Source organism: Streptomyces sp. Wb2n-11, from assembly GCF_001049855.1.
In the GTDB taxonomy this organism is placed as follows: domain Bacteria; phylum Actinomycetota; class Actinomycetes; order Streptomycetales; family Streptomycetaceae; genus Streptomyces; species Streptomyces altiplanensis.
The window spans coordinates 4,482,066-4,503,624 of sequence record NZ_CVPB01000001.1 but is presented as its reverse complement, the minus strand read 5'-3'; the positions used below and the strand labels follow the sequence as shown (position 1 = coordinate 4,503,624).

The 21,559-nt window shown below is 72.4% G+C and carries 17 protein-coding genes, 1 tRNA gene and 4 pseudogenes; 16 read left to right on the top strand and 6 right to left on the bottom strand.

The features are described from left to right. The first annotated feature begins 749 nt into the window (after positions 1 to 749). The 3 genes from BN1555_RS20505 (at position 750) to BN1555_RS20495 (ending at position 2,744) form a co-directional block, all read left to right on the top strand. A complete protein-coding gene (locus BN1555_RS20505) occupies positions 750 to 1,964 on the top strand; it encodes a helix-turn-helix domain-containing protein (RefSeq protein ID WP_093800734.1) in 1,215 nt (404 codons plus the stop codon). 5 nt (positions 1,965 to 1,969) lie between these two features. Next, on the top strand, positions 1,970 to 2,581 hold the full coding sequence (gene orn, locus BN1555_RS20500; RefSeq protein WP_093800733.1) for an oligoribonuclease: 612 nt from the start codon (positions 1,970 to 1,972) through the stop codon (positions 2,579 to 2,581). Positions 2,582 to 2,671: 90 nt separating this feature from the next. Continuing rightward, positions 2,672 to 2,744 (top strand) — tRNA-His (locus tag BN1555_RS20495). 107 nt (positions 2,745 to 2,851) lie between these two features. On the opposite strand, the gene BN1555_RS20490 is transcribed toward BN1555_RS20495, so the two are convergent. Then, the gene (locus tag BN1555_RS20490) at positions 2,852 to 3,907 is read right to left on the bottom strand and encodes a LacI family DNA-binding transcriptional regulator (RefSeq protein ID WP_093803531.1); all 1,056 of its coding nucleotides are present in this window, start codon (positions 3,905 to 3,907) and stop codon (positions 2,852 to 2,854) included. 270 nt (positions 3,908 to 4,177) lie between these two features. On the opposite strand from BN1555_RS20490, the pseudogene BN1555_RS20485 reads away from it, so the two are divergent. From BN1555_RS20485 to BN1555_RS20470, 4 genes and pseudogenes are all read left to right on the top strand, one after another. After that, positions 4,178 to 5,514: pseudogene (locus BN1555_RS20485) on the top strand (extracellular solute-binding protein). A 103-nt stretch (positions 5,515 to 5,617) separates the two neighbouring features. After that, a pseudogene (locus BN1555_RS20480) lies at positions 5,618 to 6,535 on the top strand (carbohydrate ABC transporter permease); the annotation flags it as partial. After that, positions 6,532 to 7,380, top strand: coding sequence for a carbohydrate ABC transporter permease (locus BN1555_RS20475; RefSeq protein WP_093800731.1), 849 nt, complete (start codon positions 6,532 to 6,534; stop codon positions 7,378 to 7,380). The pseudogene BN1555_RS20480 and the gene BN1555_RS20475, both read left to right, overlap by 4 nt. Before the next feature lie 55 nt (positions 7,381 to 7,435). Continuing rightward, complete coding sequence (locus BN1555_RS20470; protein ID WP_093800730.1) at positions 7,436 to 8,902, top strand: GH1 family beta-glucosidase; 1,467 nt, start codon at positions 7,436 to 7,438, stop codon at positions 8,900 to 8,902. 112 nt (positions 8,903 to 9,014) lie between these two features. Here BN1555_RS20470 and BN1555_RS20465 read toward each other — a convergent pair whose 3' ends face one another. Further along, positions 9,015 to 9,881: an SCO4651 family lipoprotein gene (locus BN1555_RS20465; protein ID WP_093800729.1), complete on the bottom strand. Its 867-nt coding sequence runs from the start codon at positions 9,879 to 9,881 to the stop codon at positions 9,015 to 9,017. Between the two features lie 278 nt (positions 9,882 to 10,159). On the opposite strand from BN1555_RS20465, the gene BN1555_RS20460 reads away from it, so the two are divergent. Together BN1555_RS20460 and BN1555_RS20455 are read left to right on the top strand one after the other, a co-directional pair. Further along, positions 10,160 to 10,540: a cupin domain-containing protein gene (locus BN1555_RS20460; protein WP_093803530.1), complete on the top strand. Its 381-nt coding sequence runs from the start codon at positions 10,160 to 10,162 to the stop codon at positions 10,538 to 10,540. 116 nt (positions 10,541 to 10,656) lie between these two features. Then, positions 10,657 to 11,094, top strand: a complete 438-nt coding sequence (locus tag BN1555_RS20455; protein ID WP_176710295.1) for a CBS domain-containing protein — start codon at positions 10,657 to 10,659, stop codon at positions 11,092 to 11,094. Positions 11,095 to 11,163: 69 nt separating this feature from the next. Here BN1555_RS20455 and BN1555_RS20450 read toward each other — a convergent pair. Continuing rightward, positions 11,164 to 11,901 (bottom strand): annotated as a pseudogene (locus BN1555_RS20450) (ATP-binding protein); the annotation flags it as partial. A gap of 47 nt (positions 11,902 to 11,948) precedes the next feature. Here BN1555_RS20450 and BN1555_RS20445 point away from each other — a divergent pair. Further along, positions 11,949 to 12,167 (top strand): annotated as a pseudogene (locus tag BN1555_RS20445) (hypothetical protein); the annotation flags it as partial. Between the two features lie 90 nt (positions 12,168 to 12,257). Here the strand turns inward: BN1555_RS20445 and BN1555_RS20440 are convergent. Continuing rightward, complete coding sequence (locus tag BN1555_RS20440) at positions 12,258 to 13,124, bottom strand: spermidine synthase (protein WP_093800726.1); 867 nt, start codon at positions 13,122 to 13,124, stop codon at positions 12,258 to 12,260. 24 nt (positions 13,125 to 13,148) lie between these two features. Then, the gene (locus BN1555_RS20435) at positions 13,149 to 13,640 is read right to left on the bottom strand and encodes a hypothetical protein (protein ID WP_176710294.1); all 492 of its coding nucleotides are present in this window, start codon (positions 13,638 to 13,640) and stop codon (positions 13,149 to 13,151) included. A 237-nt stretch (positions 13,641 to 13,877) separates the two neighbouring features. On the opposite strand from BN1555_RS20435, the gene BN1555_RS20430 reads away from it, so the two are divergent. Beyond that, entirely contained in the window at positions 13,878 to 15,221 is a 1,344-nt protein-coding gene (locus BN1555_RS20430; RefSeq protein ID WP_093803528.1) for an NsdA family TPR-like regulatory protein, read from the top strand. 37 nt (positions 15,222 to 15,258) lie between these two features. Here the strand turns inward: BN1555_RS20430 and BN1555_RS20425 are convergent, their stop codons facing one another. Further along, a complete protein-coding gene (locus BN1555_RS20425) occupies positions 15,259 to 15,855 on the bottom strand; it encodes a histidine phosphatase family protein (RefSeq protein WP_093800725.1) in 597 nt (198 codons plus the stop codon). A gap of 218 nt (positions 15,856 to 16,073) precedes the next feature. Here BN1555_RS20425 and BN1555_RS20420 point away from each other — a divergent pair, with 218 nt between their 5' ends. From BN1555_RS20420 to BN1555_RS20400, 5 genes are all read left to right on the top strand, one after another. Beyond that, positions 16,074 to 17,009: a phosphatase PAP2 family protein gene (locus BN1555_RS20420; RefSeq protein ID WP_369688988.1), complete on the top strand. Its 936-nt coding sequence runs from the start codon at positions 16,074 to 16,076 to the stop codon at positions 17,007 to 17,009. Continuing rightward, a complete protein-coding gene (locus BN1555_RS20415; protein WP_255306442.1) occupies positions 16,939 to 18,102 on the top strand; it encodes a hypothetical protein in 1,164 nt (387 codons plus the stop codon). Before BN1555_RS20420 ends, BN1555_RS20415 begins: the two co-directional genes overlap by 71 nt. Further along, positions 18,093 to 19,694, top strand: coding sequence for a hypothetical protein (locus BN1555_RS20410; RefSeq protein WP_093800723.1), 1,602 nt, complete (start codon positions 18,093 to 18,095; stop codon positions 19,692 to 19,694). The genes BN1555_RS20415 and BN1555_RS20410 overlap by 10 nt, the downstream gene beginning before the upstream one ends. Next, complete coding sequence (locus tag BN1555_RS20405; RefSeq protein WP_093800722.1) at positions 19,691 to 21,052, top strand: AAA family ATPase; 1,362 nt, start codon at positions 19,691 to 19,693, stop codon at positions 21,050 to 21,052. Before BN1555_RS20410 ends, BN1555_RS20405 begins: the two co-directional genes overlap by 4 nt. A 98-nt stretch (positions 21,053 to 21,150) precedes the next feature. Next, positions 21,151 to 21,492 carry a hypothetical protein gene (locus tag BN1555_RS20400; RefSeq protein ID WP_093800721.1) on the top strand — a complete coding sequence of 114 codons (342 nt, stop codon included), beginning with the start codon at positions 21,151 to 21,153 and terminating at the stop codon, positions 21,490 to 21,492. Positions 21,493 to 21,559 lie beyond the last annotated feature (67 nt).

Genomic DNA, 21,559 nt, shown 5'->3' with positions numbered 1-21,559 from the left:
GGAATGGCAACGAGCGGTGGAGCTGTGTCCGGGAATCATCTTCCCGACTCCATACCCCCAAGGGTACGGCGACACTCCTCTTCTGCCCAGAGCCGGCCGCCCCTCGGGCGGCGTCCAAGGGAGCATGCACGAGCCCGGCCCGTAAGGCAATGCCGGTTGCCCCTTACAGGTGTCTCGACAGACGCGTGCCGCCGGCCGCGGCGCCCGGCGGACATGATCGTCGGCACGGCCGCCGGCGCGGCTCACCGGTGTACGTTCGGCCACGTCCGCAGGCGACAACGGCGGCAGCGGCGGCAGGGAGAACGCCCGCGCCTGCAGGCGCGGGCGGCCGGGGCGCGCCGGGGCGGGCGCTTCGCCGGGGAAAGCACGCCGGGGGAGCGGTGACCCGGCCCCCATGCGCCCGTATCTTTTCAGCCAACTTCATGTGGCCGCCCAGCCCTTGGCGGAATGGCCCTCCCACCCCTGTTCCACCAGGCGTGAAAGGACCACCTCCGGCCAACGCACCCTACGGGGACGGGCCATGAAGGCGAGGCGCACTTCCCTGCGGGGCCCGCGAGTGGAACGCTTCGTGATCGAATGCTTCACGCCAAGTGACCTTGTCGACATAGTGCCGAATGCCGAAGTTGTCACGCCGGCGCCATGGGACACAGTAGATTCGATCATGGGTATATACGGCGGGGGAATCATGCAGGACCGAGGGGAAACGTGCAGGACCGAGAGGACGCGAACACCGAGGGGGGCTTAGCGTCATGAGCCAGGACTCCACTGCCGTACCGGAGGCCGCACGGAAGCTCTCCGGACGCCGCCGCCGGGAAATCGTAGCGGTGCTGCTCTTCAGCGGCGGCCCCATTTTCGAGAGCTCGATCCCACTCTCTGTGTTCGGCATTGACCGGCAGGACGCAGGAGTACCCCGTTACCGGCTACTGGTGTGCGCGGGAGAGGACGGACCGCTGCGCACCACGGGCGGACTCGAACTGACCGCCCCCTACGGCCTGGAGGCGATGAGCAGGGCCGGCACCGTCGTCGTGCCGGCGTGGCGTTCCATCACCTCGCCGCCACCTCCGGAGGCCCTCGACGCGCTGCGCCGCGCCCACGAGGAGGGGGCCCGCATCGTCGGGCTGTGCACCGGCGCGTTCGTGCTGGCGGCGGCGGGTCTGCTCGACGGCCGCCCGGCCACCACGCACTGGATGTACGCGCCGACGCTCGCCAAGCGCTACCCGTCGGTCCACGTCGACCCGCGCGAGCTCTTCGTCGACGACGGCGACGTCCTCACCTCGGCCGGCACGGCGGCCGGAATCGACCTGTGCCTGCACATCGTGCGTACGGACCACGGCACCGAGGCCGCCGGGGCGCTGGCCCGCAGGCTCGTCGTACCGCCGCGCCGCAGCGGCGGGCAGGAGCGCTACCTCGACAGGTCTTTACCTGAGGAGATCGGCGCCGACCCGCTGGCCGAGGTCGTCGCCTGGGCACTGGAGCACCTCCACGAGCAGTTCGACGTGGAGACGCTGGCCGCGCGCGCCTACATGAGCCGCCGCACGTTCGACCGGCGTTTCCGCTCCCTCACCGGGAGCGCTCCCCTGCAGTGGCTGATCACCCAGCGGGTGCTCCAGGCGCAGCGTCTGCTGGAGACGTCCGACTACTCGGTCGACGAGGTCGCGGGCCGCTGCGGCTTCCGCTCGCCGGTCGCGCTGCGCGGGCACTTCCGGCGCCAGCTGGGCTCGTCCCCGGCCGCGTACCGGGCCGCCTACCGGGCCCGGCGGCCGCAGGGCGAGCTCCACCCGTCCACGGTCACCCAGACCATGGACGCGCTGCCGCAGCAGGCCAGGCGCGCGGCGGCGGCGAGTACGCCGTCGGGTCCCTCCGCGACCGCGTCGGCGGCACCCGATCCGGGCAAGCCGGGCTCCGATGCGTACGCCCCGGGCCGCCCGACGCTGCCCGGCCCGCGGGAACGCCCCGTAGGGTGAGACACATGAACGATCGCATGGTGTGGATCGACTGCGAGATGACCGGGCTCTCGCTGACGGACGACGCACTTATCGAGGTGGCCGCGCTGGTCACCGACTCGGAGCTCAACGTGCTCGGCGAAGGGGTGGACATCGTGATCCGCCCGCCGGACGCGGCCCTGGAGACCATGCCCGAGGTGGTGCGGCAGATGCACACCGCCTCGGGCCTCCTCGACGAACTGGCCGGCGGAACGACGCTGGCCGACGCCGAGGAGCAGGTCCTGGCGTACGTGAGGAAGCACGTGAAGGAGCCCGGCAGGGCCCCACTGTGCGGGAACTCGGTCGGTACCGACCGCGGGTTCCTGCTGCGTGACATGTCGACGCTGGAGGCGTACCTCCACTACCGGATCGTGGACGTCTCGTCGGTCAAGGAGCTGGCCCGCCGCTGGTATCCGCGGGCGTACTTCAACAGCCCGGAGAAGAACGGCAACCACCGGGCGCTCGCCGACATCAAGGACTCCATCGCGGAGCTGCGCTACTACCGGGAGGCGGTCTTCGTGCCCCAGCCCGGTCCCGACTCCGACACGGCGAAGAAGATCGCGGCGAAGTACGTCCTGCCTGCGCAGCCCGCGGAGTAGACACCCGGCGAGGCCCGGCGAAACCTGGGCGCGAGCACCCTCTGGGACCCTGTACACTTTTTCTCAGCCGGTCGGGAACGACCGGCCGCGGTGGGTGTAGCTCAGTTGGTAGAGCACCTGGTTGTGGTCCAGGTGGCCGCGGGTTCAAGTCCCGTCACTCACCCTGAATGATCCGAGCTCCCGACCTGGAAACGGGCCGGGAGCTCGGATCTTTTGCGTTCCATGACGCCGCCGCGGCAGCCGTGGGACGCGCCACGGCCGCCGTGGCCGTCAGGACGACGCGCGGGTCACCAGCTCCGTCGGGAGCACGACCTGGCGGGGGGCGACGCTGCGGGTGCCCGCCGGGCGGCGGTCGGCGATCTCCTCGAGCAGCACCCGGGCCATCTCGCGGCCCATCTCCTCTATCGGCTGCCGGACGCTGGTCAGGGGCGGGTCCATGTGGCGGGCGATGACCGAGTCGTCGAAGCCGACCAGTGCCACATCGCCGGGAACGCTGCGGCCCCGCTCGCGCAGGACCTGGCGGGCGCCCGCCGCCATCACGTCGGACGCGGCGAAGACCGCGTCGATGTCCGGGCGGCGCTCCAGCAGCTCCGCCATGGCGCGGCGGCCGCCCGCCTCGGTGAAGTCGGCGGGGGCGATCAGCCGCTCGTCGGCGTCGAGGCCGGCCGCGGCCAGTGCCTGCCGGTAGCCGTCGAGGCGGCACTGGGCGCCGTACACGTCGAGCCGTCCGGTGATGGTGGCTATCGTGCGGCGGCCGCGCGCCATGAGGTGGTCCACGGCACCGCGCGCGCCGGCCACGTTGTCCGCGTCGACCCAGGCGAGCGGCTCGCGCTCGGAACGGCGGCCGCTGATGACGGTCGGTATGCCCAGCTCGGCCAGCAGCTCGGGCAGCGGGTCGCCGGCGCGTACGGAGACGAGCAGAACGCCGTCGACCCGGTGGCCCGCCAGGTAGTGCGCCAGGCGGCTGCGCTCGCGGTCGTTGCCGACGATGGTGAGCAGCAGCTGCATCTCGGTGCTGTCGAGGGCGGCGCCGACGCCCCGCAGGATGTCGGAGAAGTACGGCTCGGTGAAGAAGCGGGACTCGACCTCGGGGACGACGAGCGCGACGGCGTCGGCGCGGTTGGCGGCGAGGGCGCGGGCCGCGCGGTTCGGTACGTACCCCAGCTCGTCGACGGCGGCCTCGACGGCGGCGCGGGTCTCGTCGCTCACCCGCGGGGAGCCGTTGACCACCCGGGAGACGGTGCCCCGGCCGACACCGGCGCGCGCGGCCACTTCTTCGAGCGTCGGCCGTCCGCCGCTCCGGCTCCGGAATCCACGAGTCACGATGTCCCGACCTCCCCGCCCTGTGCGCCGTCCGGTCACCGTCCGGCGCTGCGCAATATCTCATAGCGGTCTCGGACCGCACATCCCGCCGTCCGGCGTCTTGACACCCCCACGGCGAGCCGCCAACCTTCAACACATCACACGTGGGAGCGCTCCCACAGTACCCGAACCGTACACATCCCGCACGTTCCCCACCCGGGCCGCAGCCGCAATCCACGGGCTCACCAGCGCAGTTGGCCGGGGGGCGGCGCGTCAGGGCACAAGGAGGACGCAATGCGCATCAGCACCCGAACGCCTCACCGGGCGGTGGTCGTCGCCGCTGTTGTGGCACTCGGCGCCGGCCTGCTCGGCGGTTGTGCCGAGGACAGCGAGGGCCCGGGCGGCGGCTCCGGCGACAGCGGGACGGACGCCGGGGGCAGAACCACGATCGAGATCGGCACCTTCGGGTCTTCGGCTACAAGCAGGCCGGGCTCTACGACGAGTACATGAAGCTGCATCCGGAGATCCTCATCAAGGAGGACGTGACCGAGCGCGTCGACACGTACTACCCGGAACTGCTGACGCACCTCGCGGCCAACAGCGGTCTCCAGGACATCCAGGCCATAGAGGTCGGGAACATCAACGAGATCGCCACCACCCAGGCCGACAAGTTCGAGGACCTGTCCAAGGCGCCCGGCGTCGACAAGTCGGACTGGCTGGACTGGAAGTGGGCGCAGGCGACCGCCAAGGACGGGCGGACCGTCGCGCTCGGTACGGACATCGGGCCCATGGGCATGTGCTACCGCAAGGACCTGTTCGAGAAGGCGGGGCTGCCGACCGACCGCGAGGCCGTCGGCAAGCTGTGGGCGGGCGACTGGCAGAAGTACGTCGACGCCGGCAAGCGGTACAAGGCGAAGGGGCCCAGGGGCACCACGTTCACCGACTCGGCGGCCGGTCTCTTCGCCGCCGTCAACAACGGCTACGCGGAGCGCTTCTACGACGCCGACGGCAAGCTGATCTACAAGGACAGCCCGGCGGTGAGGACCGCCTGGGACCTGGCGATGCAGGCCGCGACGGGCGGACTGACCGGAAAGCTGAAGCAGTTCGACAAGGCGTGGGACCAGGCGTACGCGAACGGGGCCTTCGCCACCGTCTCCTGCCCGCCGTGGATGCTCGGCTACATCAAGGAGAAGGCGGGAGCGGCGGGCGAGGACCAGTGGGACGTCGCGGCGGCGCCCAGGCCCGCCAACTGGGGCGGCTCGTTCATCGGCGTACCGAAGGCGGGCAAGAACAAGGCGGAGGCGATCAAGCTCGCGGCCTGGCTGACCGCGCCCGAACAGCAGGCGAAGCTCTTCGACAAGCAGGCGAGCTTCCCGTCCACCCCGCCGGCGTACGAGCTGGACGCGGTCGCGGGTGCCAGGAACCCGTACTTCGGCGACGCGCCCACCGGGCAGCTCTTCGCCGAGGCGGCCAAGAGCATCCCGACGCTGGTGCTCGGCCCCAAGGACCAGCAGATCGGCACCGCTTTCGGTGATGTCGGCATCCTCCAGGTGGAGCAGCAGGGCAAGAGCCCGGAGCAGGGCTGGGAAGCGGCCCTGAAGGAGATCGACAACGCGGTGGACGGCGGCTGATGCGTCCGTACACCGACCAGGCTGTGTCCCCCTCCGCGGGGGACGCGGCCGCGGACCGCCCGGGAGCGGTACCGGCGGCGGCCGGGCGGCCGGGGGCACCGGCCGCCGCCGGGCATGGCGCAGCAGACGCTACCGCTGGGACATGAAGTACAGCCCGTACGCCTTCGTCGCGCCCTTCTTCGTCTTCTTCGCGGCCTTCGGGGTCTTCCCCCTCCTCTATACGGGCTGGTCGTCGCTGCACCGTGTGTCGCTGTCGGCGCCGAACGACATGCAGTGGGTGGGGCTGCACAACTACACGCGGCTGCTGGAGGACGAGTTCTTCTGGAACGCGCTGCGCAACACCTTCACCATCGGCATCATCTCGACGGTGCCGCAGCTGCTGATGGCGCTGGGCATCGCGCACCTGCTCAACTACCGGCTGCGCGCCTCGGGCTTCTTCCGGGTCGCGATCCTCACTCCGTACGCCACTTCGGTGGCCGCCGCGACGCTCGTCTTCGTGCTCCTCTTCGGGCGCGACTACGGGATGATCAACTGGGTGCTGGACGCGGTGGGGCTCGGGAAGGTCGACTGGCAGAGCGGGACCCTGTCGTCGCAGGTGGCGGTCTCCTCGATCGTGATCTGGCGGTGGACGGGCTACAACGCGCTGATCTACCTGGCCGCGATGCAGGCCGTGCCGAACGATCTGTACGAGTCGGCGGCGCTGGACGGGGCGACGCGCTGGCAGCAGTTCCTCCACGTCACCGTCCCCTCCCTGCGGCCGACGATCCTCTTCACGGTCGTCGTCTCCACGATCGGCGCGACGCAGCTGTTCGGCGAGCCGCTGCTGTTCGGCGGGGCGGGCGGACAGAAGGGCGGGGCGTCGCACCAGTTCCAGACGCTCGGCCTCTACCTGTACGAGCAGGGCTGGTTCAACTTCCACCTCGGCCGGGCCTCCGCGATCGCCTGGGCGATGTTCCTGATCCTGCTGATCGTCGCGGGCATCCACCTGCTGGTCGCCCGCCGCCTGAGGAAGAGCCAATGACGAAACTGACGCGTGTACGCGCCGGCCGCCATCTGCACGGTGGCCCCCTCACCTACGCCGTGCTGATCCTCTTCACGGCAGGCTCGCTGTTCCCCCTCGTCTGGACGGCGATCGCGGCCTCCCGCAACAGCACCCGGCTGTCCCAGACGCCGCCGCCGTTCTGGTTCGGCGGGAACCTCTTCAAGAACCTCCAGACCGCCTGGACCGACGCCAACATGGGGCTCGCCCTGCTCAACACGGCGGTGGTGGCCGGGAGCATCGCCCTGGGGACCGTCCTCTTCTCGACCCTGGCCGGCTTCGCCTTCGCCAAGCTGCGCTTCCGCTTCAAGAACCTGCTGATGCTGCTGGTCATCGCCACGATGATGGTGCCGCCGCAGCTCAGCGTCGTCCCCCTCTTCATGACCATCGCCGAGCTGGAGTGGACCGACCAGCTCCAGGCCGTCATCCTGCCGACTCTCGTCAGCGCCTTCGGGGTCTTCTTCATGCGTCAGTACCTGGTGCAGGCGCTGCCGGGCGAACTGGTCGAGGCGGCGCGGACGGACGGCGCGAGCAGTCTGCGGATCGTCTGGCACATCGTCTTCCCGGCGGCCAGGCCCGCGATGGCGGTGCTGGGCATGCTCACCTTCGTGGCCGCCTGGAACGACTTCTTCTGGCCGATCATCGCGCTGACCCAGGACAACCCGACCGTGCAGGTGGCGCTCGCCAACCTCGGCCAGGGGTTCGTCCCCGACCAGTCGGTCGTCATGGCCGGCGCCCTGCTCGGCACACTGCCGCTGCTGCTGGCCTTCACGCTCTTCGGGAGGCAGATCGTGGGCGGGATCATGCAGGGCGCGGTCAAGGGCTGACTTCCCATTACCTTCTCTTCTCTCCCCTCCTCCCCCTCCTACCAGGAGCGCTTCCATGACCGAAAGCACCGAGAGCACCGAGAGCGCCGTGAGCTTCCCGCCCGGCTTCCTGTGGGGCACCGCGACCGCCGCGTACCAGATCGAGGGCGCGGCGCGGGAGGACGGCCGCACCCCGTCGATCTGGGACACCTTCAGCCGTACGCCGGGCAAGGTGCTCGGCGGCGACACCGGGGACGTGGCCGCCGACCACTACCACCGCATGCCCGGCGACGTACGGATGATGGCGGACCTGGGCCTGAGCGCCTACCGCTTCTCGGTGTCCTGGCCGCGCGTGCAGCCGGGCGGCCGGGGCCCGGCGTGCGGGCGCGGCCTGGACTTCTACCGCGCGCTGGCCGACGAGCTGCTGGCGGCCGGGATCACGCCCAGCCTCACCCTCTACCACTGGGACCTGCCGCAGGAGCTGGAGACTCCCTCCGCCGGCGGCTCCGCCGCGGGGGGCGGCTGGCCGGAGCGCGACACGGCGTACCGCTTCGCGGAGTACGCGGGTCTGGTCGCCGAGGCGCTGGGCGACCGCGTCGAGCTGTGGACCACCCTCAACGAGCCGTGGTGCAGCGCCTTCCTGGGGCACGCCTCCGGGGTGCACGCCCCCGGTCGCACCGACCCGGTGGCCGCCCTGCGCGCCGCCCACCACCTGAACCTGGCACACGGCCTGGCCGTCCAGGCGCTGCGCGCCGCGCTTCCGGCCCGGGCGCGGATCGGCGTGAGCCTCAACCCGAGTGCGGTCAGGCCGCTCACACCGTCGCCGGGGGACCTGGACGCCCAGCGTCGCATCGACGCCCTCGCGAACCGGATCTTCACGGGCCCGATGCTGGCGGGCGCGTACCCCTCCGACCTCTTCGCCGACACCGCGCACCTGACGGACTGGTCGTTCGTGCGGGACGGGGACGAGGCGACGGCCGGCGGGCCGCTGGACACGCTGGGCATCAACTACTACGCCCCGGCGGTGGTTTCCGCGCCCGGCGACACCGCGACGGGTGCGAGCCGCGACGGCCACGGCGGCGGCGACCACTCCCCCTGGCCCGGCTCGGAGTCCGTCGTCTTCCACCAGCCGCCGGGCGAGCTGACCGCGATGGACTGGTCCGTCGACCCGACCGGCCTGTACGACCTGCTGATGCGGTACGCCCGCGAGGCACCGGGCGTGGCGCTGATGGTCACGGAGAACGGCGCGGCGTACGACGACAAGCCGGCCGCCGACGGCACGGTCCACGACCCGGACCGCATCCGCTACCTGCACGGCCACTTGGCGGCGGTGCGCCGGGCGATGCTGGACGGGGCGGACGTGCGCGGCTACTTCCTCTGGTCGCTGATGGACAACTTCGAGTGGGCGTACGGCTACAGCAAGCGGTTCGGCGCGGTGTACGTCGACTACGGGACGCAGGAGCGTACGCCGAAGTCGAGTGCGCGGTGGTACGGGCGGGTGGCGAGGACGGGCGTACTGCCGTACCCGATGCCGGACGAGTGACCCGGCCCCGTCGCACCCGCACCCGCACCCGCACCCGCACCCGCACCCGCACCATGGAGCGCATGCCCGGCGTCCCGCCGGGCCGGGCTCCCCGGAGCCCGCGCCCCCCGGACTACCGCTGCGCCCTGCCCGTCATGTCGGCGGTCTGGCCGGCCGCCGGAGGCTCGACCTCCGGTTCGGTGCCGAAGTCGCTGTACTCGATGACGGTCCGGACGTCCACCTTCTGCGGGCCGCCGGCCCCCGAGCCGTCCGGTGCCTTCATGCTCATGCCCATCTGCTGGCGGCGGATACGGCCGTCGTCGTCCAGCCAGACGTCCATCGGCAGGGTCGGGCCGAGCTGCTTCTTCAGCTGCTCGGCCTTGGCCCGGTCGCCTGGGCCGGCGAGCTTGTCGACGTCGATCGTGACCCGGTAGCGGGTCGTGCTCGTACCACCGGCCTCCTCCGTACCGATCTTCCTGACGTCCTTGTCGGTGACGCCCTTGGCGAATCCGGCCGCCTCGGCGGGGTCGTTCACCTGCGCCGCGCCACCGCTGCCGCCGTCGTTCCGCTGCGCGGCCTTCTTCAGACCGATCTTGATCCGGGGCTTGTTGCCCGGTACGTTCGCCTGCTGCGCCTCGGGCACCTTCTGGTAGACCGTGCCGTCGACCACGCGCTGCTCGATCTTCTGGCCTTCGGCGGTGAGCGTCATCTCGCTGTCGCCGTCGGCGAGGTCGATGACCCCCTCGCCGTCGGCGGAGGCGGTCCTGCCCTCCGCCGACGTCCGCGTCCTCAGCGTCATGCGCGCGGTCTCCGCCTCGGCGGTCCTGTCGTAGGCGGTACGCACCGCCGCCGTGCCCTCTTCCTGCGCGCCGGGGCTCTTCTTCCCGGCCTTGCCGCCCGTGTCCGGGCCGTCGCTCCCGTACGCCACCAGTGCGGTACACGCGACCGCACCCGCCACACCGATGGCTCCGGCCTTCAGTCCCGCCCGTAACTCGAACACGCGGCCCCACCTCTCGTGGTGGTCATTCGGTTCAGTGGATGACCTCATCGCGGGCTCCCCCGGCCGGGCCCATCAAGCAGGATTCATACGGAGCCGAACCCTCCATCGGCCACTCCGCCTGCGTACGCACCCGAGGAGGACGGCGGCGAGCTCGACCGGAACCCGGATCGAACCAGGCCGTATTGACCCGACCCGGCCCACCCGCACCCGTCCCCTCCCGGCGTAGTCTGGAAACCGGACTCGGGGGCCGTTCAATCGCCCGCCGGAGGCGGATGGTCATGGCATCGCTCGTATGCAAGAACTTCGACTCCTCAGACGAGACCCGTCCCTTCGAGGACGACAAGGGCAGGCTCGACCTGCTCACCACAGACCGAGGACCGGTCGGCCGCGCCGTCTTCGAGCCGGGCTGGCAGTGGACCAAGCACGTCCGGCCCATCGCCGGAACCGACAGCTGCCAGGCCGCCCACGTCGGCTACGTCGTGAACGGCCGGATGAAGATCGTCATGGACGACGGCGAGAGCATCGAGGTCGGACCCGGCGACTTCGTCTCCGTCGCACCCGGTCACGACGCCTGGGTCCTCGGTGACGAGCCGTGCGTGTTCCTCGACTGGGTCGGCTTCGGCGACTACGCCGTCCCCACGTCCGCGGCCGGTGGCTGAACTCGTTCCGTGAACCGCCGCGACCCCGCCGAGGGGCGGCTGTACGCCATCCGTGTTGTCATCGATGGAGGAGAAAACCACGTCCCGAGCGCGGGAGGAACCCCGACATCATGGCTATGAACAAGCAGCTCAAGGCTCGCGACATCATGACCGGCGGCGTGCAGTGCGTCGGTGCGCACCAGTCGCTGTTCGAGGCGTCGCAGATGATGCGTGATCTGAATGTCGGCTGTCTGCCCATCTGCGGCGACGACAACAGGATCACCGGCCTGATCACCGATCGCGACATCGTCGTGAAGTGCTGCGCCGAAGGCGTCGACCCGGCGACGGTGCAGGCCGGCACGCTGAGCGGGCACGTGCACTGGATCGACGCCGACGCGGACGCCGGCGAGGCCCTGGAGACCATGGAAACGCACCAGATCAAGCGTCTCCCGGTCATCGACGTCGCGGGAGGCCACCAGCTGGTCGGCATGATCACGGAGGCCAACCTCGCCAAGAACCTCAGCGACGAACAGATCGCGGAGTTCGCGTCGCGGGTGTACGCCGCCGCCGGCTGAGCAGTCCGCACGCCCCCCGGGGCCGGCCGTTCCCCATCCGCCGCGGGCACCGCCGTGCGAGGGCCGCGCGAGGCCGGTCCAGATGCGGACCTCCGTACCGCCGAGCGCCGAATGCCCGGCGCGTACGTCCCCGCCCGTCGGCTCCGCGACCCGCCGCACGGTGTCCGGGCCGAGGCCCGTGGATCCGCCCCCGCCCCCGCTGTTGCCGCGCACCAGCGCCGCCTCCGGGTCGGAGATGCCGGGCCCGCGTCCGATACGAGAACGATGACGGCGTCGTCGTCGTTGTGCACGTCCACCGAGAGGGCCGTTCCCACGGGGATGTGGCGGAAGACGTTGCCGAGCAACGCGTCGAGCGCGGCGGCCGGTTCGGGCCGGGAGACCGGGATGCGTACCGTACGGTCGACACTCGCGAGACGCACCTTCCTGCTCTCGTCCTCCGCCAGCGCCGACCAGAAGTCCATGCGTTCGCGTACGACTTCGGACACGTCGCAGCCCGCGCCGGGTCCCGGCAGCCCGTGCCCCAGCCCGTGTCCCGGCCCCTGCGACCGCTGTTCGCGCGCCGTACGGATGGATTGTGTCGACCTCGCGTTCCAGCTGCTCTACCGCGGCCCTGGTCTGCTCGGCGGCCGGCCCTTCGCCGAGCGAGGCCGCGTTGAGGCGCAGCACCGTCAGCGGGGTCCGCAGCCGATGTGACAGGTCCGCAGCCAGTTCACGCTCGTTGGCGAGGAGCTGGACCACCTGGTCGGCCGTGGAGTTGAACGCGGCGGCGGCGGAGCGCAGTTCCGGCCGCCCCTCCTCGGGGACGCGTACGCCGGGCCTGACCGTCGTCGCGTCCGCCGGCGGCCGCGGACAGCCGAGTGGAGAGCTACACCACCGAGGGCGGCCGGGTGACCTTCGACCTGGGGAATGCCTCCGCCAAGCTGGTTTCCGCGACGCCGGCGACGGGCTGGTCGATGCAGGTCTGGAAGGATCCGTCGTGGATCCCGGAGGAGTTCACCGCGGGCGCGGCCGCGGTCTCGGTCCTCTGCACCTGGCACGGCCACGAGCCGGCGGTCGAGATCGTGAAGTCCTGATCCGGGTCGTTCAATCCCGGTTGTTCGATCCGGGTCGTTCGATCCGGGTCAATCGATCCGGGTCGTCCGCTCCCGGCCGTCCGGCCCCGGTCAGGTGAAGGCGGACGCCGGCGGCTCCGGTGAGGGCCGCGCGCTCGCGTCAGTGACGGCGGCCGCGCCCCCCGTGAAGTCGGCCAGTTCCCGGCCGTGTTCCACCCGCCCCGGGTGCGGGTCGGTCGCGATGCGGCGGGTCCACTCGGCGATGGGCAGCGTACGGTCCGACGCCAGCAGCACCGCGTTGCCGAAGCGCCGGCCGCGCAGCACTGCCGGATCGGCGGCGAGGGCGAGTTCGGGCCAGACGGCGGCGGCGGTGGCGATCTGGCCGCGCAGGTACGCGAGGGGCGGACCGTCGGCGAGGTTGGCGGCGTAGAAGCCCCCGGGCCTCAGCACTCTGCGTACGTCGGCGAGGAATTCGGTGCTGGTGAGGTGCCCGGGCGTACGGGCTCCGCTGAACACGTCCGCGATCACCAGGTCCGCCCAGCCGTCCGCGGCTTTGCCGAGCCCGGCGCGGGCGTCGAGGGAGCGGACCCGGACACGGGCCTGGGCGTCCAGCGGCACCACCCTGCGCACCAGTTGAACGAGCGCCGCGTCCACCTCGACGATCTGCTGGGTGGAGCGGGGCCGGGTGGCGGCGACGTAACGGGCCAGGGTGAAGGCGCCGCCGCCCAGGTGCAGGACGTGGACGGGCTGTCCCGGCGGGGCGGTGAGATCGGCGATGTGGCCGAGCCTGCGCTGGTACGCGAAGTCGAGGTGGGACGGGTCGTCGAGGTCCACGTGGGACTGCGGGGCACCGTCGATGAGGAGGGTCCAGCCGCGCGGCCGGTCCCGGTCGGGTATCAGTTCGGCGAGTCCGCCGTCGACGTGCTCGACGACCGGCTCGGGGGCGGCGCGCTCGCGCCGTCTGTTGTTCTTTGCCACACAGCCAGTATCGGTTCGATCCGCTCAACGGACCCGGTCGGCCGCCTCGATCAGCCGGGCCGCCTCGCCGAGTGCGGCCCTGAGCACCGCAGGGTCGGTGACCGGCCCCGTGTCCGTGGGCGGCAGCAGCCAGCCGGTGCCGCTGACGGGCGGCTCGGGAACCACGGGCCGCGCGTCGGCCCCGGTGCCGCCGGTCAGGTCCGCCGGGAGGCGCAGGCCGCGTCCGGCCGTCTGCGTACAGGCGCTGCCCGGCATGTCCCAGCCGTCGGCGGTGCCGGGGGGCACCAGGAAGCCGAGGGTGGCGCAGGAGCCGTCGTGCAGCACGGGGCCGACGGCGGGGGCGGAGGCGCGGCGGATGATGTCCACCGCTTCGAGGCCCTGACGCACCGGGACCGTCACCAGGTCGCACGGTTCGGCATCAGGGACAACGGGAGTTCCTCCCGCCGCCGGCGGGCCGGCGCTGAAGTCCTGGGTGGGCCTGTGCCGAGCCGTTGTCCTTGAGCCGTTGATCTCCACGTCGGCCTCCAACAAGGGAACCCTCCTCGCTCGAACGGGAACCGCGCTCCCGCTCCTCATTCTCCAACGCGCGAAAGCGTCAACGGCTACGGCGCCGCGCCGCCGCAAAGGATGGCAGTTCATGGCAGATCGTGGGTGAGATATCCCGTTTGTAGCGGAACAGCGTGTGTTCAAGTCGTCACAGCGGGTACGTTTTTGCTCCGCTGAAGCACGCGAACCTTGCGGGAGGTCCTGGCCATGCCGAACAACGACTTCCGCCGCCTGCGAGGGTCCCGTTCACCGGCCGAATTCGCCGCCGCCGTCCGCAGGGCGGCGCGTGAGATCGGTGAACAGGTCGCGTGCGACGCGCGCTACATCGGGCGCGTCGAAGCCGGCGAGATCCGTTGTCCCAACTACGCGTACGAACGCGTCTTCCTGTACATGTTCCCCGGCCTGACGCTGGCGGACCTGGGCTTCTCGGCCCGCGAAACGGTACGTGGCAGGGGGGCGCGCACCACCACGACCCACAGCGACAGCGACGAGGAGAGCGACGTGCTGCGTCGCGCGTTCATGACGAGCGGCACCACCACCGTGGCGGCCGTATCCCTGGGGTTCGGCACCGCGCCGAGCGCCTCCGGTGCCTCCGGTGCAGCTGACGCCGCCGGTACGCCGGCCGCCGCGCACCGCCGGCTCGGCGAGGCCGAGGTCAAGGCGGTGGAGGACGCGGTGCGGCAGATCCGGCTGCTCGACGACCGGCACGGCGCCGACGGCCTGTACAAGCGGGCCGCGCAGCCGCTCCGGACCGCCTACGCCCTGCTCGAGGCGAGCACGACGTCCCGCAGGTCGATGGCCGACCGGCTGCACGCCGGCGCCGGTGAGCTCGCTCTCTCCGTGGGCTGGCTCGCGCACGACTCGGGCCGCTTCGACGACGCCCGCTCGCACTACGCGGAAGCGCTCGCGACGGCCCGGGTGGCCGGTGACCCCGCGCTGGAGGCCCACGCGTTCAGCAACTCGGCGTTCCTCGCACGGGACACGGGCCGGCCGCGCGAGGCGGTCCGGGCGGCCCAGGCGGGACAGCGCGCGGCGCAGCACGTGGCCTCGCCGCGGCTGCTCTCGCTGCTCACCCTGCGCGAGGCGGGCGGCTGGGCGGGGCTCGGTGACCGTACGGGCTGCGAACAGGCGATCGGCCGCGCCAAGTCCCTCTTCGAACGCGGTACGGCACAGGCGGATCCCGAGTGGATGAGCTTCTTCGGCGAGGCGGAGCTGGAGGGGCTGGAGGCCCAGTGCTGGTCGGCCCTGGGCGACTGGTCGCGCGCCGCCCGGCACGCCCGGCGCGCGGCGTCGCTCCAGGACCCCCACTTCACCCGGAACCTGGCCCTCTACAGCGCCGAACTCGCCGACGACCTGGCCCGCGCCGGGGCGCCGGACGAGGCGGCCGCGGTGGGCCAGGACGTACTGGATCTCCTGGAAGAGGTCCAGTCGTCCCGTATCCAGACCATGCTCACCGCGACGACGCGCGTCCTGCTGCCGCACCGCCGCTCGCCGTCGGTGGCTCCGTTCCTGACCCGGCACGCGAGCGCGAGGACGCCGCGCGGCGCCTGAACCGTGCGGCCCCGGCCGCCGCGGCCCCGGCGCGCGGTCAGGCGGTCAGGTGGCCGGTCTCGTTCCAGCGCTCGATCGCCGGGTCGCCGTACGCCCAGCCGAGGACCGACAGGGACGTCGGGTCCAGCCGGATACGGGCGCCGAACGAGACGTCCAGGCCGAGCCAGCGGGCGCCCAGCGCGCGCAGGATGTGGCCGTGCGCGAAGACCAGCACGTCGCGGTCGGCCGAGCGCGCCCAGGCGACGACCTCGTCCACGCGGCCGGAGAGCTCCGCGAGCGTCTCGCCGTCCGGCACCCCGTCGCGCCAGATGACCCAGTCGGGCCGCTCCTTCTGGATCTCGGGGGTGGTCATGCCCTCGTACGCCCCGTAGTCCCACTCCATCAGCGCGTCCCACTCCTGCGCGCGGGCGCCGAACCCGGCGACCTCGCAGGTCTCGCTGGCCCGCAGGAGCGGACTGGTGCGCACCTCGGCGTCCGGGAGGCCGCCGAACGGCGCCCGGTCCAGACGCTCGCCGAGCAGCTTCGCGCCGCGGCGGCCCTCGTCGAGCAGAGGGATGTCCGTCCTGCCGGTGTGCTTGCCGGACAGCGACCATTCGGTCTGTCCGTGCCGGGCCAGCAGGATGCGCGGTGCCATGACGATGTCTCCCTGACGGTGCGAGGAACGGCGTGATACGGGCGGGAAGGGCCGCCCGCACCATCATCGCGCACGCCTTCGAGGGGCAACCTGCCGGGCGATCCCGACGTCCCTGTACTCACGCACCCGGTGCGCACACGTGTTCTCGTACACCGTACGGTTGAAAGGGTGGCCAGACAGCCCGTAGGCCGCACATCAGACAAATGGAGAGCGTTCGGATGCAGGACACCGCGCCCCGCGGAAAGCCACGCTGGTGGACCGAGCTGCTGCTGATCGTGGTCGTCTACTCGGCTTACACCGGCGGCCGGCTGTTCGTACGCGGTGACGAGGCGACGGCCGTCGCGCACGGCCTGGCGATCCTGCGCGTCGAGAAGCTCCTGCGTCTCAACGCCGAGCACCCCCTCAACCGGCTCTTCACCGAGCACGCCTGGCTCGGGATACCCGCCGACTTCGCCTACGCGTCACTGCACTACCTCGTCACCCCGGCGATCCTCGTCTGGCTCTTCAGGCGGCGCACCGCCCGCTACCGGGCCGCGCGCACCTGGCTGATGCTCTCGACCGTGCTCGGCCTGGTCGGCTTCACGCTGATGCCGACCTGCCCGCCCCGCCTCCTCGACGCGGGGCACGGCTTCGTCGACACGATGGCGCAGTACAGCGCGTACGGCTGGTGGGGCGACGCGGCGAGCGCGCCGCGCGGGCTCGGCTCGATGACCAACCAGTACGCGGCGATGCCGAGCCTGCACGTCGGATGGTCGCTGTGGTGCGGGGTGATGCTGTGGCGGCACGGACGTACGCCGCTGATGAAATTCCTCGGCGCCGCGTATCCGCTGCTGACCACTTTCGTGGTGATGGGGACGGCCAACCACTACTTTCTCGACGCGGTCGCCGGCGCTGCCGTGATGAGCCTTGGACTGGCTCTGACCAGGCCGTTCGTACGACTGGCCGACCGGGTGCGGGACCGGTTCGCCCCGGTGGCGGGCGCCGTGGAGTCCAGTGTTTCCGGTGGCGTTGTCAGTGCCGGATGCGAGACTTCCGCGGGTGAGCGAATTCCTGGGCAGCGGACACGAACTGACACCTCCGCAGGTGCATCCGCACATACCGCCGCAGAGCACGGCGCCGAAACCGGCGACGGCACTGCGGCAGCGGCTCGCTGAACTGCGCGGCCCGTCCGTCGCGCCACTGCCCCTGGACGCGCGCGCGTTGGCGGCGCTCGCCGCCAACCCGGGCTGCGAGCGGCGCGCGCTGCTCGACGGCGCGGGGGTGGACAAGACCGCGCTCGCCGCGGCGCTCGGCTCCCCGTCGGGATTCGGGCAGTCGCAGTTCGCCTTCATGCGCGGCAACGCGTTCGAGGCCCGGGTCAAGGCCGACGGCGGCACGGAGCTGATGCGGCTGCTGTACGAGCGCATGGGCGTCGGCTGCGAGCCCCCCGCCCCCGGCGGGACGCGTGTGCCCGACCTGGCGGCGGCCGGTCCCGAGGGCCGGGCCGCGCGGACGGCCCTGGCCCTGCGCGAGGCCACGGCGGCAGCGGCCTGGACGCTGCTCGACCACCCGCTGCTGGCCCTGGAGGTGGCGGGTTCGCCCGCGTACCTGGAACCGGACGCGGTGGTGGTCCACCCCGACGGGCACTGGACCGTCGTGGAGATCAAGTCCTTCCCGATGATCGACGGCTCGGCGGACGCGGCGAAGGTGGGCGCGGCCGCCCGCCAGGCCGCGGTGTACGTCCTGGCGCTGGAGCGGGTCGCGGCGAAGGTGGCGGACGCGCGGGTGCGCCACTCGGTGCTGCTGGTCTGCCCCAAGGACTTCTCCAACCTGCCGGCGGCGTCGGCCGTCGACGTACGCAAACAGCGGTCGGTGACCCGGCGCCAGCTGGAGCGCCTGTCCCGCGTCGAAGACCTCGCCGCCGCGCTCCCCGAGGGCACGACCTTCGCCGTGGACCAGCCGGCGGAGAAGCTGGCGGCGGCCGTCGAATCGGTCGGCGCGGCGTACGCCCCGGAGTGCCTGGCCGCGTGCGAGCTGGCCTTCCACTGCCGCGAGAAGGCGCGGGCGGCGGGCACGGTGGAGACGCTGGGCCGCAGTGTGCGCGGCGAGCTCGGCGGCCTGACGACGATCGGCGAGGTCCTGGCCGCGGCGGAGGGGACGGCGGGGGATCCGGCCGATCCGACGGTGGCGGCCCTGCGCCGGGCGGCGGCGCTGCGGTCACAGGCGCTGGCCGCGTCCGGAGCGCCGGAGGGGGCGGCGTGTCGCTGATCAGCACACTCGCGCGGCTGGACGCCGTACGGACGGGGCGGGCCCAGGCGCTGGCCACCGTCCGGCACCGGCATCTGTCCGACCGGCCCATGGTGTTCGTACCGCTGACGACCGCAGGCGAGGCCGGTGCGCCGCTCGGGGCGCTCGTCGGGACCGACCGGGACGCGCCGCGGCTCCTCGCGGTGACACAGCCGCGCGACCGCGATCTGCGGTTCGCGTTCCTCGCGGAGCTCGCCGAGGCCGTCCTGCCGTACATCGACGGGTACGCCGACGACGTCGAACCGGCCGAGCGGGGCGAGACCGACCCCGCGACCGGCAAGCGGGTCAAGGTCGAGGTCGAGCTGTGCAGGGACGCGCCGCAGTTGATCGTGCCGAGCCGGGCGGGCATCGAGTACGTACGGCTGCTCGGGCGGTCGACGCGTTTCCGGCGCACGGCCGAGCAGGATCCGGACACGCCCTACCCCGCGCCCCCGCACATCCCGCTGCTCGGCCGCTGGCTGACGCACTACGGCGAGCGGGCCCGGGTGCCGGGGTCCTCGCTCCTCCTCGCGGCGACCGATCTGCTGGGCCGCCACTGGGCGACCGGGCAGTCCGGCCTGGAGGACCAGCACCTGGGCGCGCTGCTCGCCTGGATCGATCCGGGCTCCGCGGGACGTCCGGACGGATCCGGCGCCGAGGCCGCCCTGCGCGCGGAGCTGGAGCGGGACGGGCAGGGGCAGCTGGTGTGCCCGCCGGCCGGGCCCGCGACCGACCCGGTGTTCGACAACACACTGCTGGCACCCGCGATCGACCGCTACGACCGGGCCCGCAAGGCGCTCGCCGCCGCCGAGGACGGCCTCGCGGCGGACGCGCGCCTCGGTGAACTGGCCGCCGCCGAACGGCACATCCGCGAGCTGCTCGCCGGACAGATGCTGCCCACCTGGAAGGCCGTGTGGCGCGGCCTCGACCTGCTGCGGGAGTTGCCGGAGGGAACGCGGGCGGCGGACCGCTGGACGCGCGACCGCTGGTCGTACACCGGCCACCGCGACCGCGTGCGGGCCGGGGAACCGCCGCAGCCCCGGCGCGACGACGCGGTGACCGCCGCGCAGAAGCTCGCCTCCCGCGAGACCGCGCAGGCGCAGCTGGAGGCGCAGGAGGCGCTCGACGATCCGCTGGTGATGGCCGGGCGGCGGCTCACGGGCGAGGCGTTCACCAGCGAGGTCCTGGACGTGGTGATGACCATGAGCGAGGGCAGACGGCCGGGCCCCCGCCCCCTGGTCACCGTCCGCACGGACGACGCCCCGCACCTGGGCGGGCGCACCAAGGTCTACCGCTCGCTGGACGGCAGGCCGCAGACGGCGGAGTTCGTGCGGTACGAGGAGGAGGAAGGTGTCCTGGTGCTGCGGGTGACCGACAAGATGGGCCGCGGCAAGGAGCCGGCGCCCGGGTCCGTGCCGGAGAAGGGCGAGCACGTCTGCTGGACGCTCTTCGAGCACGACCAGCGCGGCGGCCCTCAGCTGCCCGACCCGGAGGCGACGCCCTGGACCCACGGCGGCCCGCCGGGCGCGAGCGCCGAGCGCCCCGACCCCGTGACCCCGGAGGACCTCCTGTGACCCGTCCCCCCTCCGCCGGGGCGCCGCGCTTCGACCCCGGCGCCGAGGCCGCCCGCGCGACCGCGGCGATCCTCCACGACACACTGCACGGTGCGGACCGCGGCGTCGTCGTGGACTCGCCGCCCGGCGCGGGCAAGTCGACGCTCGTGGTGCGGGCAGCACTCGAACTGGCTGCCGCGGGGCGGCCGTTGATGGTGGTCGCGCAGACCAACGCCCAGGTCGACGACCTGGTCCTGCGGCTCGCGGAGAAGGAGCCGGACCTCCCGGTCGGCCGTCTCCACAGCAGCGACACCGACCCGTACGACAAGGCCCTCGACGACCTCGCGAACGTACGGAAGTCGGCGAAGGCCGCCGACCTCGCGGGGCTGGACGTCGTCATCTCGACGGCCGCGAAGTGGGCGCACGTGAAGACCGCGGATCCGTGGACGCACGCGATCGTCGACGAGGCGTACCAGATGCGTTCGGACGCACTGCTCGCCGTGGCCGGGCTCTTCGAGCGGGCGCTGTTCGTCGGCGACCCGGGCCAGCTGGACCCGTTCTCCATCGTCGGCGCCGACCAGTGGGCGGGGCTCTCCTACGACCCGTCCGCCAGCGCGGTCTCGACCCTGCTCGCCCACAACCCCGAGCTGCCCCAGCACCGCCTGCCCGTGTCCTGGCGGCTCCCTGCCTCGGCCGCGCCGCTGGTCTCCGACGCGTTCTACCCGTACACGCCCTTCCGCAGCGGTACGGGCCACGGCGACCGGCGCCTCGCCTTCGGCGTCCCGTCCGACGGCTCGGGCCCCGACCGGGTGCTGGACGAGGCGGCCGCCTCGGGCTGGGGCCTGCTGGAACTCCCGGCCCGGCACACCCCGCGCACGGACCCCGAGGCCGTGGGGGCGGTGGCCCAGGTCGTACGCCGCCTCCTGGACCGGGGCGGCGCGGCGGTCAGCGAGCGCTCCCCCGACCCGGTCCCGCTGACGGCGGACCGGGTCGCGGTCGGCACGGCCCACCGCGACCAGGCGGCGGCGGTCCGGGCTGCACTGGCCGGCCTCGGCGTCACGGGTGTCGCGGTCGACACGGCGAACCGCCTCCAGGGCCGCGAGTTCGATGTGACGGTGGTGCTGCACCCGCTGTCGGGGCGGCCCGACGCGACGGCGTTCCACCTGGAGACGGGCCGCCTGTGCGTCCTGGCGTCGCGCCACCGGCACGCGTGCGTCGTGGTGTGCCGGGAGGGCGTCGCGGACCTGCTCGACGAGCACCCTTCGACGGAGCCGGTCCAGCTGGGCGTCACGGTCAAGTTCCCGGACGGCTGGGAGGCGAACCACGCGGTCCTGGCCCACCTGGCGGAGCACCGGGTCCGGTACCGGCCTCGGCCGTAGACCAGGGCCGCGGGCCGGGGCCCGAGGCGTACTTGCGCGGTCCGGGACAATGGACCGTGGCCATCGAGCACACGTGGCCGAAAAGGGAAGGAAAACCCATGGCGGAACCCGAGCGCACCGAGCGGCGGCTGCGCCCCGCGCCGCTGCTCTTCGAGCCTTCGGAGGCAGCCGCCGACCCCGAGCACTTCTTCGACCTGGAGTCGATGGAGGACCCCGGCGAGCTGCTGGAACGTGCCACGGAACTGACGCTGGCGTTCCGGACCGCGACCGACCGGGCCGTCGAGTTCCAGGCGATCGCCGCGGCTCAGCTCGCCGACCCCAAGCGCTTCGACCGGCTGACGGCGGCGGACATCGCACGGCGCGCGGACTGGACCGAGGACTACGCCAAGAAGATGGTGGAGTTCGGCCGCGACCTGCTCCGCGGCCCGAAACTGCCGTAGGACCGAAGCCTCCGTAGGTAGGACCGAAGCCTCCGTGGAGCCGCAGTCTCCGTGGAGCCGCAGCGGA